General features: G+C 63.8%; 8 protein-coding genes and 10 tRNA genes. 17 read left to right on the forward strand and 1 reads right to left on the reverse strand.

Annotated elements, in window-relative coordinates; all coding sequences use genetic code 11:
• Positions 1 to 80 precede the first annotated feature (80 nt).
• The 5 genes from C1925_RS05080 to C1925_RS05100 all read left to right on the forward strand — a co-directional run bounded on the left by C1925_RS05080 (position 81) and on the right by C1925_RS05100 (position 2,097).
• On the forward strand, positions 81 to 809 hold the full coding sequence (locus tag C1925_RS05080) for a hypothetical protein (protein ID WP_216821992.1): 729 nt from the start codon (positions 81 to 83) through the stop codon (positions 807 to 809).
• Between the two features lie 187 nt (positions 810 to 996).
• Positions 997 to 1,073 (forward strand) — tRNA-His (locus C1925_RS05085).
• Between the two features lie 79 nt (positions 1,074 to 1,152).
• Positions 1,153 to 1,228: transfer RNA gene (locus C1925_RS05090), tRNA-Lys, on the forward strand.
• Between the two features lie 139 nt (positions 1,229 to 1,367).
• Positions 1,368 to 1,443, forward strand: a tRNA-Lys gene (locus tag C1925_RS05095).
• A 360-nt stretch (positions 1,444 to 1,803) separates the two neighbouring features.
• On the forward strand, positions 1,804 to 2,097 hold the full coding sequence (locus tag C1925_RS05100) for a hypothetical protein (RefSeq protein WP_108767953.1): 294 nt from the start codon (positions 1,804 to 1,806) through the stop codon (positions 2,095 to 2,097).
• Between the two features lie 21 nt (positions 2,098 to 2,118).
• Here C1925_RS05100 and C1925_RS05105 read toward each other — a convergent pair whose 3' ends face one another.
• Complete coding sequence (locus C1925_RS05105) at positions 2,119 to 2,781, reverse strand: DUF2306 domain-containing protein (protein ID WP_108767954.1); 663 nt, start codon at positions 2,779 to 2,781, stop codon at positions 2,119 to 2,121.
• Between the two features lie 122 nt (positions 2,782 to 2,903).
• Between C1925_RS05105 and C1925_RS05110 the strand changes: the two genes are divergently transcribed.
• From C1925_RS05110 to C1925_RS05165, 12 genes are all read left to right on the forward strand, one after another.
• Positions 2,904 to 2,988, forward strand: a tRNA-Leu gene (locus tag C1925_RS05110).
• Between the two features lie 189 nt (positions 2,989 to 3,177).
• The gene (tig, locus tag C1925_RS05115; RefSeq protein WP_108767955.1) at positions 3,178 to 4,473 is read left to right on the forward strand and encodes a trigger factor; all 1,296 of its coding nucleotides are present in this window, start codon (positions 3,178 to 3,180) and stop codon (positions 4,471 to 4,473) included.
• Between the two features lie 76 nt (positions 4,474 to 4,549).
• Positions 4,550 to 5,176 carry an ATP-dependent Clp endopeptidase proteolytic subunit ClpP gene (clpP, locus tag C1925_RS05120; protein WP_079220811.1) on the forward strand — a complete coding sequence of 209 codons (627 nt, stop codon included), beginning with the start codon at positions 4,550 to 4,552 and terminating at the stop codon, positions 5,174 to 5,176.
• A gap of 127 nt (positions 5,177 to 5,303) precedes the next feature.
• The gene (clpX, locus tag C1925_RS05125; protein ID WP_108758290.1) at positions 5,304 to 6,593 is read left to right on the forward strand and encodes an ATP-dependent Clp protease ATP-binding subunit ClpX; all 1,290 of its coding nucleotides are present in this window, start codon (positions 5,304 to 5,306) and stop codon (positions 6,591 to 6,593) included.
• A gap of 142 nt (positions 6,594 to 6,735) precedes the next feature.
• Complete coding sequence (lon, locus tag C1925_RS05130; protein ID WP_108767956.1) at positions 6,736 to 9,186, forward strand: endopeptidase La; 2,451 nt, start codon at positions 6,736 to 6,738, stop codon at positions 9,184 to 9,186.
• Positions 9,187 to 9,405: 219 nt separating this feature from the next.
• A complete protein-coding gene (locus tag C1925_RS05135; RefSeq protein ID WP_004146343.1) occupies positions 9,406 to 9,678 on the forward strand; it encodes an HU family DNA-binding protein in 273 nt (90 codons plus the stop codon).
• Between the two features lie 11 nt (positions 9,679 to 9,689).
• A tRNA-Val gene (locus tag C1925_RS05140) sits at positions 9,690 to 9,764 on the forward strand.
• A gap of 26 nt (positions 9,765 to 9,790) precedes the next feature.
• Positions 9,791 to 9,867 (forward strand) — tRNA-Asp (locus C1925_RS05145).
• 79 nt (positions 9,868 to 9,946) lie between these two features.
• Positions 9,947 to 10,023, forward strand: a tRNA-Asp gene (locus C1925_RS05150).
• Positions 10,024 to 10,104: 81 nt separating this feature from the next.
• Positions 10,105 to 10,181: transfer RNA gene (locus C1925_RS05155), tRNA-Asp, on the forward strand.
• Between the two features lie 31 nt (positions 10,182 to 10,212).
• Positions 10,213 to 10,289: transfer RNA gene (locus C1925_RS05160), tRNA-Asp, on the forward strand.
• Between the two features lie 29 nt (positions 10,290 to 10,318).
• A tRNA-Asp gene (locus C1925_RS05165) sits at positions 10,319 to 10,395 on the forward strand.
• Positions 10,396 to 10,484: the final 89 nt, after the last annotated feature.

Here is a 10,484-nt window from a genome sequence, read left to right on the forward strand (position 1 = left end):
CATTACAGTCATTGCTCGGACAAGGTCGTCCGGGGCAGCGCGTTGTCCGCTTTTCCTGCCCCATCAAAGGAGTGAGACGCATGACGGAGCAGGCAGTCCAGGACAGGGACCTCGTTGCGGAAGTGCAGCGCCTGCGCGCCAGCCAGCGGCGGCTTTCGCTGTACTGCGGCGGTGTCACCCTCCTGGCACTGGCCGGTCTGCTGATGGGCGCCAGTGCCCATCGCGATGCATCGTTCGATGTCATCGACGCGCAGCGCATCAACATCCGCGAGCCCGACGGCACCCTGCGCTTGGTTGTGTCCAACCGCACGCGTTTCCCGGGTGGCTTCATGAAGGGCGAGGAGATCACCGCACACAAGCGACCCATGGCCGGCATGCTGTTCCTGAATGACGAGGGCACCGAGAACGGTGGCCTGATCTTCAATGGCGCGCTGGGCAAGGATGGGCGCCCGGACAGCGGGATGAGCCTCACCTTTGATCGGTACCAGCAGGACCAGCAGCTGCAGTTGCTGGGTCTGGATGGCCCCGATGGGAATATCGCAGGCTTGATGTTCAATGACGTGGCCGATGGCCTGAAGCGGCCGATCTTCTCGGCCGATGACGAGCGGCTGGCAAAGGCGGGCGAAGAGGCGATCACCCGTCGCGTGTTCCTCGGCCGGTCCGATGCGCGCAACGCGATGCTGCAGTTGCTGGACGCCAAGGGCAATCCGCGCCTGCAGTTGCAGGTCACGCCGAAGGGCGAGGCGACGCTGGCGTTCCTGGATGAAGCAGGCGAAACCACCCGGGTCATCTCGGCCAGCGATCCCTGAGTGGTGGGTGCTGTCGGATCCTGGCAGGCCCCTGCACATCAATGTGAAGAAGTGCTTGCAATTCCCGCGCGACTCCCGGAAAATGCCGGACTCGCTTCGGGGGACGGAACTTCTGCTTCCGCCCACTCAAGGCAACGCATCAGGCTCCAGCGCCGGCAACATCGGCGATGAAGCAAACGTTTCAGTGGTGGCTGTAGCTCAGTTGGTTAGAGTACCGGATTGTGATTCCGGTGGTCGGGGGTTCGAATCCCCTCAGCCACCCCACTGTTTCAACCGCATCGGCAACGCCGACACGGTATTGCAATAAACAGAATGCACGCTACAATGTGCGTCTGAGTTTCACGGGCTGTTAGCTCAGTTGGTAGAGCAGTTGACTCTTAATCAATAGGTCCAAGGTTCGAATCCTTGACAGCCCACCAAGACGGAAGCCACCTGGTATGCTAGGTGGCTTTTTTCTTCAGCTAGTGCGGTACCCGGAGCAGCGCGGACGTCGACGATAGTTGAACGAAGTGCTTGCATCCCCCAGGCGGATGGGGTCATAATTCGCGCCCCGATTTCGGGCTGTTAGCTCAGTTGGTAGAGCAGTTGACTCTTAATCAATAGGTCCAAGGTTCGAATCCTTGACAGCCCACCAGACGAAAGCCACTTGGTCCGCCAAGTGGCTTTTTTCTTGCCTACGGTCCAGCGATCCGCCGCAGCTGCGCATCCACGCATGGCGTGGATCTACCATCGCCATGTGGCTTTTTTCTTGCCTGCGATCGGGCGGTTTGCGTGATCGGGACGCATCCACGCATGGCGTGGATCTACTGATCAATCGGCGCGTCATATCCACGCATGGCGTGGATCTACTGAAGCGACGCTTAAAACTGGGTTACATGCGTCATCAGTGTTTTCAATGCTGTGCGCTGCATCTCACCGGCCGCGCTTCGCATCACTCCCAATGGGTGTTCCGCGCCAGAAGCGCATGCATGTGGAGTGAGTCTTGATGATTGCAATGAAGAGGAATGCAGGGCTGATCGTGTCCGGCGTGCTGCTGCTCGCATTGGTGGGCTGCAAGGCCGGTGAGTCGCCATCGACCACAGACGACCACGCGCAGACCGTGCCGCGTGATGCCGATACGGCGAGCATGGCGGCGCAGCCGGCGACGCCTTCGGAGAACGGTGGGACGACCGAGGCGGTCGAGATCACCCGCGCGGCCGATGGGTCGTCGGTGCAGCTGCGCAAGGTCGATGCATCCGATCCGCCAGCGGCGGCCGAGCCGGCGCAACCGGCCGAACCCGCGCACTGAGCCTGCCGGGCCCGGTGTGGTTCAGGCCATCCGGGCCTTTGCGGGTGACGTGTGTAGGCTGCGCAGGCGTCGTCCGCTTTCGTAGGCCAGCAGTGGCAGCGCCCAGCTCAGCACCAGCAGGCTGGGCACCATCACCAGCGGCGACGCCAGCTGCATCAGTGCCGGTACCAGCAGGAACAGGCGAAACACGGCGGGTGACAGCGTCACCAGGTAGCTGCGCAGCATCCAGCGCCGGTGCGCGTCGATGTCGCCACGGCGGATCGTGCGGTAGCCGCGCAAAGAGGTGATCAGCCAGGCAAGACCGGTGGCGGCAAACGCGAGTTTCAGTGCCAGCCAGCCCTGGGTGGTGACCAGCAGCCCGACCACGGCGGTGCTGCCAATCAGGATGCCCAGCAGGTAGGTGCGTCCCAGCCAGCGGTGCAGGGCGGGCCAGCGCCGGCGCAACGCCGCCACGAACTGGCTGGCCCCGGCCAGCATGGCCAGGCTGCCACCGGCGACGTGCAGCCACAGCCAGCTGCGCCGGTCCCAGAACATGCCGTAGGCCTCCGGCGTCACCTGCACATAGCGCTGTGCGGTAACCCACAGGAAGTGGCCGGCCACGGCCAGGCCCAAAATCCAGGCGGCGGCCTTCCACCCGGCGTTCCAGGTGCGCGGGGAGGGCGGGGCAGTGCTGATGTGCTCCATCGGGACGTCCAGCCGGGGCAATCCGGCGAGTCTGCGCGAAATGCGTGGGAATTCGCATTCAGCTTTGTCATGCCTTTCGCTTTCCAGCCCCGCCTGCGACAATGAACCTCTGTGCCGGCCACGCGAAAGTGGCGGAATTGGTAGACGCCCTGGATTTAGGTTCCAGTGTCGCAAGGCGTGGGGGTTCGAGTCCCCCCTTTCGCACCAGTGCCGGCCTGTCTCCGCCCTGATCGGGCCGCCGACGGACCCTTGACCGCCACGCGCTGGCAGTGCAGGCCGAATTGGGCGAAACTAAAGGGCTGCGGCAAGCAGGCGCGTCCCAGACGTCGTGTCCTTACAACCGTTTCATCCCAATCATCGAGCCGGGGGCGTGGGCCGCCGGTGGCAGGAGTCAACATGCAAGCTTCGATCGAAACCATCGGCAACCTGGAACGCCGCCTGAGCTTCTCGCTGCCGGAAGACCGTCTGCAGAGCCACATCAACGGCCGCCTGGGCGAAATCGCCCGTACCACCCGCATCAAGGGCTTCCGCCCGGGCAAGGTGCCGGCCAAGGTGATCGAGCAGCGCTTCGGCGCGCAGGTCCGTGGCGAGGCGCTGGACGGCCTGCTGCGCGAAACCTTCGATGCCGCCGTGCGTGAGCACGACCTGCGCATCGTCGGCAGCCCGCGCATCGACAAGGGTGAAGAGGGTGAATTCTCCTTCGTCGCCACCGTGGAAGTGGTGCCGGACTTCGGCGACATCGACGTCAGCAAGCTGACCGTGGTGCGCCACACCGCTGAAATCACCGACGCCGACATCGACCAGATGATCGAGAACCTGCAGAACCAGCGTCGTACCTGGGCCCCGGTCACCCGTGGCGCGCAGGACGGCGACCTGGTCGCGCTGGAAACCTGGTCGCAGGCCGGCGAAGAGCGCCTGCCGGCCGAAGGCACCGAGAAGGGTTCGATCGTGCTCGGCCAGGGCATGATGTTCGAAACCATCGAAAAGGGCCTGGTCGGCCTGGCCAAGGGCGAAGAGAAGACCCTGGACGTCGAGTTCCCGGCTGACTGGCGCGTGCCGGTGCTGGCGGGCAAGACCGTGCAGGTCACCGTCAAGGTCGTCGAGCTGTCCGAGCCGGTCGTGCCGGCCGTCGATGAAGCCTTCATCAAGAGCTTCGGCGTGAAGGGCGGCGACGTCGAGCAGTTCCGCAGCGACATCCGCGCCAACCTGGAGCGCGAGCTGAAGGGCGCCCTGATGAACCGCCTGCGCCGCGAAGTGGGCGAGCAGCTGATCGCCGCCTATTCGTCGGTGGAAATGCCGCCGCGCCTGGTCGAGAACGAAGCCCGCGCCATGCTGGGCCAGCAGGTCGAGCAGGCCCGCCGCAACGGCCAGAACGTCGGTGAAATCCCGGCCGATGCCCACGAAGGCTTCAAGGACGCCGCCGCCAAGCGCGTGCTGGTCGGCCTGGTGGTGGGCGAAGTGGCCCGCACCAACGACCTGCGCCTGGAACCCAAGCGCCTGAATGAAACGATGCGTCTGATCGCTTCGACCTACGAAGAGCCGGAACAGGTCATTGAGATGTACCGCAACGACCCCCAGCTGATGTCTGGTCTGCAGAACCGTGTGATGGAAGAGCAGGTGATCGACTGGATCGCCGAGCGCGCCCAGCACACCGAAGAAAAGCTGTCGTTCCAGGACGCGATCCGCCAGTAACACGGGGCGGATCTCCCCATACCCCGCGCCTGCACCGGCGCGGGGGTGTTTCCCCCCAAGACAGGTACCTCACGAAATGGACAACCGGACCAAAGCCCTGAACATGGTTCCCATGGTGGTCGAGCAGACCAGCCGCGGCGAGCGTGCCTACGACATCTATTCGCGCCTGTTGAAGGAGCGCCTGATCTTCCTCGTGGGCCCGATCGACGATCACATGGCCAACGTGGTGGTGGCGCAGCTGCTGTTCCTGGAAGCGGAAAACCCGGAAAAGGACATCAGCATCTACATCAACTCGCCGGGTGGCGTGGTCACCGCCGGCATGGCGATCTACGACACCATGCAGTACATCAAGCCGGACGTGAGCACCATCTGCGTCGGCCAGGCCGCCTCGATGGGCGCCCTGCTGCTGGCCTCGGGCGCTGCCGGCAAGCGTTATGCGCTGCCGAACTCGCGCGTGATGATCCACCAGCCGCTGGGCGGCTTCCAGGGCCAGGCCACGGACATCGACATCCATGCCCGTGAAATCCTGACCCTGCGTTCGCGCCTGAACGAAGTGCTGGCCAAGCACACCGGCCAGTCGCTGGAAACGATCGCCCGCGACACCGAGCGCGACAACTTCAAGAGCGCAGTCGACTCGGTGGCCTACGGCCTGGTCGACCAGGTGCTGGAGCGTCGTCCGGAAGAGTCGATCCAGGCCGGTTGATCGGCCTGCACGGGGCCAGGGAGGCCCCGTTCCTGCAGGGTCGGACCGGGACTGTCGTCCCTCCGGCCCTGTGCTATTCTCGAATCGAACCCCCGTTCAGCGGGTGGGGTAACTGGGTAAGCGAAGCATGAGCGAAGACCGCCAAGGTCGTTCCACGGACACCGGCAAGATCCTCTACTGCTCTTTCTGCGGAAAGAGCCAGCATGAAGTGCGCAAGCTTATTGCGGGTCCGAGCGTGTTCATCTGCGATGAATGCGTGGAGCTGTGCAACGACATCATCCGTGAAGAACTCGAGGAAAAGGCGCAGTCGGCGCGCAGTTCGCTGCCCAAGCCGCGCGAGATCCTCGAGGTGCTCGACCAGTACGTGATTGGCCAGAACCGGGCCAAGCGCACCCTGGCCGTGGCCGTCTACAACCACTACAAGCGCATCGAGAGCCGGCAGAAGAACGATGAGGTCGAACTGGCCAAGTCGAACATCCTGCTGGTCGGCCCGACCGGTTCGGGCAAGACGCTGCTGGCCGAAACCCTGGCCCGCCTGCTCAACGTGCCGTTCACCATGGCCGACGCCACCACGCTGACCGAAGCCGGTTACGTGGGCGAGGACGTGGAGAACATCATCCAGAAGCTGCTGCAGAAGTGCGACTACGACGTCGAGAAGGCACAGCAGGGCATCGTCTACATCGATGAAATCGACAAGATCTCGCGCAAGAGCGAGAACCCGTCGATCACCCGCGATGTGTCCGGCGAAGGCGTCCAGCAGGCCCTGCTGAAGCTGATCGAAGGCACCGTGGCCAGCGTTCCGCCGCAGGGCGGCCGCAAGCACCCGCAGCAGGAATTCCTGCAGGTGGACACCAAGAACATCCTGTTCATCTGTGGCGGCGCGTTTGCCGGCCTGGACAAGGTGATCCAGCAGCGCTCCAACGACGCCGGCGGCATCGGCTTCGGCGCCAAGGTGAAGAGTGCCGAGCGCAAGGTGGAAGTGGGCAAGGTGCTGGCTGAAGTCGAGCCGGAAGACCTGATCAAGTTCGGCCTGATCCCCGAGTTCGTCGGCCGCCTGCCGGTGGTGGCGACCCTGGAGGAGCTGGACGAGCCGGCCCTGATCAAGATCCTGACCGAGCCGAAGAACGCCATCACCAAGCAGTTCAAGAAGCTGTTCGAGATGGAGAACGTCGAGCTCGAGTTCCGTCCGGATGCGCTGTCGGCCATCGCCAGGAAGGCGCTCAAGCGCAAGACCGGCGCGCGTGGCCTGCGCACCATCGTCGAATCGGTCCTGCTGGACACCATGTACGACCTTCCCTCGCAGGAAAACGTCAGCAAGGTGGTCGTGGATGAATCGGTGATCGAGCACAAGTCCGAGCCGTACCTGATCTACCAGACCCCGGCGGCCCCTGAACAGAAGGCCGCAGGCGCCGAGTGATCCTTTCAAGTTTTTGATTTGAAAGGATTTTCAACGAACGCCTTGCATCTGAAAGCCGATGGCCCCATAACGGGGCCATCGGCTTTTTTTGTCTCCGGAAGATGCCCTCCCGGAGACGGTTTTCCCCTTCCCTGGAGCCCCCATGGCCCGTTCCCCAAGTGAAACCCTCGACCTGCCGGTCCTGCCGCTGCGCGACGTAGTGGTGTTCCCGCACATGGTCATCCCGCTGTTCGTCGGCCGTGACAAGTCCATGCACGCGCTCGAACAGGCAATGGAGGCAGACAAGCGCATCCTGCTGCTGGCGCAGAAGTCGGCCGAGACCGACGACCCGCATGCGGCCGACCTCTACCAGGTCGGTACGCTGGCGCAGGTGCTGCAGCTGCTGAAGCTGCCCGATGGCACCATCAAGGTGCTGGTCGAAGGCCTGTCGCGCGTGCAGGTCACCCACGTCGACGAGCGTGATGGCTCGCTGCACGGCCAGGCCGTGGAAATCGACGCGGCCGATCCGCGCGAACCGCGCGAGATCGAGGCCATCGCCCGCTCGCTGATGTCGCTGTTCGAGCAGTACGTCAAGACCAACCGCAAGCTGCCGCCGGAGCTGCTGCAGACCCTGGCCGGCATCGACGAGCCGGCGCGCCTGGCCGACACCATCGCCGCGCACATCAGCGTTCGCCTGGCCGACAAGCAGCGCCTGCTGGAAACGCTGGCCGTGGGCGAGCGCCTGGAGATGCTGGTCGGCCTGGTCGACGGCGAGATCGACGTGCAGCAGATGGAAAAGCGCATCCGCGGCCGCGTGAAGTCGCAGATGGAAAAGAGCCAGCGCGAGTACTACCTCAACGAACAGATGAAGGCCATCCAGAAAGAACTGGGTGACCTCGACGACGCGCCGGGCGAGCTGGAAGAACTGGCCCGCAAGATCGCCGAAGCCGGCATGCCCAAGCCGGTGGAAACCAAGGCGCGCAACGAGCTGAACAAGCTCAAGCAGATGTCGCCGATGTCGGCCGAAGCCGCAGTCGTGCGCAACTACCTGGAGTGGCTGCTGGGCGTGCCGTGGAAGAAGCGCACCAAGGTGCGCAAGGACCTGAAGGCCGCGCAGGACACCCTGGACGCCGACCACTACGGCCTGGACAAGGTCAAGGACCGCATCCTGGAATACCTGGCGGTGCAGTCGCGCGTGAAGCAGATGAAGGGCCCGATCCTGTGCCTGGTCGGTCCGCCGGGCGTGGGCAAGACCTCGCTGGGTCAGTCCATCGCCAAGGCCACCAACCGCAAGTTCGTGCGCATGTCGCTGGGCGGCGTGCGCGACGAGGCCGAGATCCGTGGCCACCGCCGTACCTACGTCGGTTCGATGCCGGGCCGCATCGTGCAGAACCTCAACAAGGTCGGCAGCAAGAACGCGCTGTTCGTGCTCGATGAGATCGACAAGATGTCGATGGACTTCCGTGGCGATCCGTCCTCGGCGCTGCTGGAAGTGCTCGACCCGGAGCAGAACAACGCGTTCAACGACCACTACCTGGAAGTGGACCTGGACCTGTCCGAAGTGATGTTCGTGGCGACCTCCAACTCGCTCAACATCCCGGGCCCGCTGCTGGACCGCATGGAAGTGATCCGCATCCCCGGCTACACCGAGGATGAGAAGCTCAACATCGCCACCCGTTACCTGTCGCCGAAGCAGATCAAGGCCAATGGCCTGAAGCCGGAAGAACTGGAAATCGGCAGCGATGCCATCCAGGACATCGTGCGTTACTACACGCGCGAATCCGGCGTGCGCAACCTGGAACGCGAGATCGCCAAGATCTGCCGCAAGGTGGTGAAGGAAATCGCGCTGGCCGGCCCGCAGCCGGTGAAGGCGAAGAAGGGCGCGAAGAAGTCCAAGGCCCTGGTCAGCGTCACCAGCAAGAACCTGGACAAGTACCTGGGCGTGCGTCGCTTCGACTTCGGCCGCGCCGAGGAAGCCAACGAAATCGGCCTGGTCACCGGCCTGGCCTGGACCGAAGTGGGCGGCGACCTGCTGCAGATCGAATCGACCCTGGTGCCGGGCAAGGGCCAGCTGATCCTGACCGGCCAGCTCGGCAACGTGATGAAGGAATCGGCATCGGCGGCGCTGTCGGTGGTGCGTTCGCGCGCCGTCGGTTTCGGCATCGATGCGGACTTCCTGCAGAAGCACGACGTGCACGTGCACGTGCCCGATGGCGCCACGCCGAAGGACGGCCCCAGTGCCGGCGCGGCGATGGTCACCTCGCTGGTGTCGATGCTGAGCAAGGTGCCGGTGCGTGCCGACGTGGCGATGACCGGTGAGATCACCCTGCGCGGTCGCGTCACCGCCATCGGTGGCCTGAAGGAAAAGCTGCTGGCGGCACTGCGTGGCGGTATCCGCACGGTCATCATCCCCGAGGAGAACCGCAAGGACCTGGCCGACATCCCGGCCAACGTCACCCGCGACCTGCAGATCGTGCCGGTGAAGTACATCGAGGAAGTGCTCGACCTGGCGCTGGAGCGTCCGCTGGCACCGAAGAAGGCGCGCAAGAGTGCGCAGCGCGTCACGGTGCGCAGCAAGGCCAAACCGAGTGGAAACGCGCGCGTCAAGCATTGACGCGCGCTGTCGAAATGCCTGAAACCCGCGTCGTTGCTGGCTTTCCACCTTGCGTGGGGGTAGGGGCGCTGGTATAAAAGCAGCACCCGCGAATGAGTGATCGCAGTCTGGCGATCGCTGAATTCGGCGAACAGTTTCCACATGGCGGCCGTGCGCGCATCGCGTGCGGTTGCTTCCCTGTCGAATAAGCGGAACCCACCGCCAAAGGAGTTGTACAGAATGAACAAGACCGAATTGATCGATGCCGTTGCTGAAGCCGCCGACCTGACCAAGGCCGAGTCCAGCCGCGCTGTCGATGCCGTCGTTGCTGCCGTCACCAAGGCGCTGAAGGACGGCGATGCGGTCACCCTGGTTGGCTTCGGTACCTTCCAGGTCCGCGACCGTGCTGCCCGCACCGGCCGCAACCCGAAGACCGGCGACACCATCAAGATCGCTGCTTCGAAGAATCCGTCGTTCAAGGCTGGTAAGGCCCTGAAGGATGCTGTAAACTAAGCGGCTCGCTGGGGTGCTTAGCTCAGCGGTAGAGCGTCTCCTTTACACGGAGAGGGTCGGGGGTTCGAAACCCTCAGCACCCACCACAGCACCGCAGTAAAAGTTCAAGTGTGGAGCGGTAGTTCAGCTGGTTAGAATGCTGGCCTGTCACGCCGGAGGTCGCGGGTTCGAGTCCCGTCCGCTCCGCCACTTTGACGCGAGGCCCCCGGGCAACTGGGGGCTTTGTTTTCTTCAAGGGTTCGCCCTTCGGGAAAACAGCAACACAACTGGAGCGGTAGTTCAGCTGGTTAGAATGCTGGCCTGTCACGCCGGAGGTCGCGGGTTCGAGTCCCGTCCGCTCCGCCAGTTTCAAGGGCTCCCGGGCAACCGGGCGCCTTGTTTCAACCGGCCTCGGCCGGGGGAGACAGAAAGGTTTGCAGCAAACGTGGAGCGGTAGTTCAGCTGGTTAGAATGCTGGCCTGTCACGCCGGAGGTCGCGGGTTCGAGTCCCGTCCGCTCCGCCAAGTTGCAAGCAGGGGTATCTGGAAGTGCTGTGGAGCGGTAGTTCAGCTGGTTAGAATGCTGGCCTGTCACGCCGGAGGTCGCGGGTTCGAGTCCCGTCCGCTCCGCCATCCCGGATCCCAACAAGTTCTGCCCATGTGGAGCGGTAGTTCAGCTGGTTAGAATGCTGGCCTGTCACGCCGGAGGTCGCGGGTTCGAGTCCCGTCCGCTCCGCCAGCAGAGTTTGAAGTGTCAACGAAGATGCCCGTCGGTCCTGGACCTGCGGGCATTTTGCTTTTTCGGGGTCGATCTACGCCGGGCGTGGC

Source organism: Stenotrophomonas sp. SAU14A_NAIMI4_5 (assembly GCF_003086795.1).
In the GTDB taxonomy this organism is placed as follows: Bacteria; Pseudomonadota; Gammaproteobacteria; order Xanthomonadales; family Xanthomonadaceae; genus Stenotrophomonas.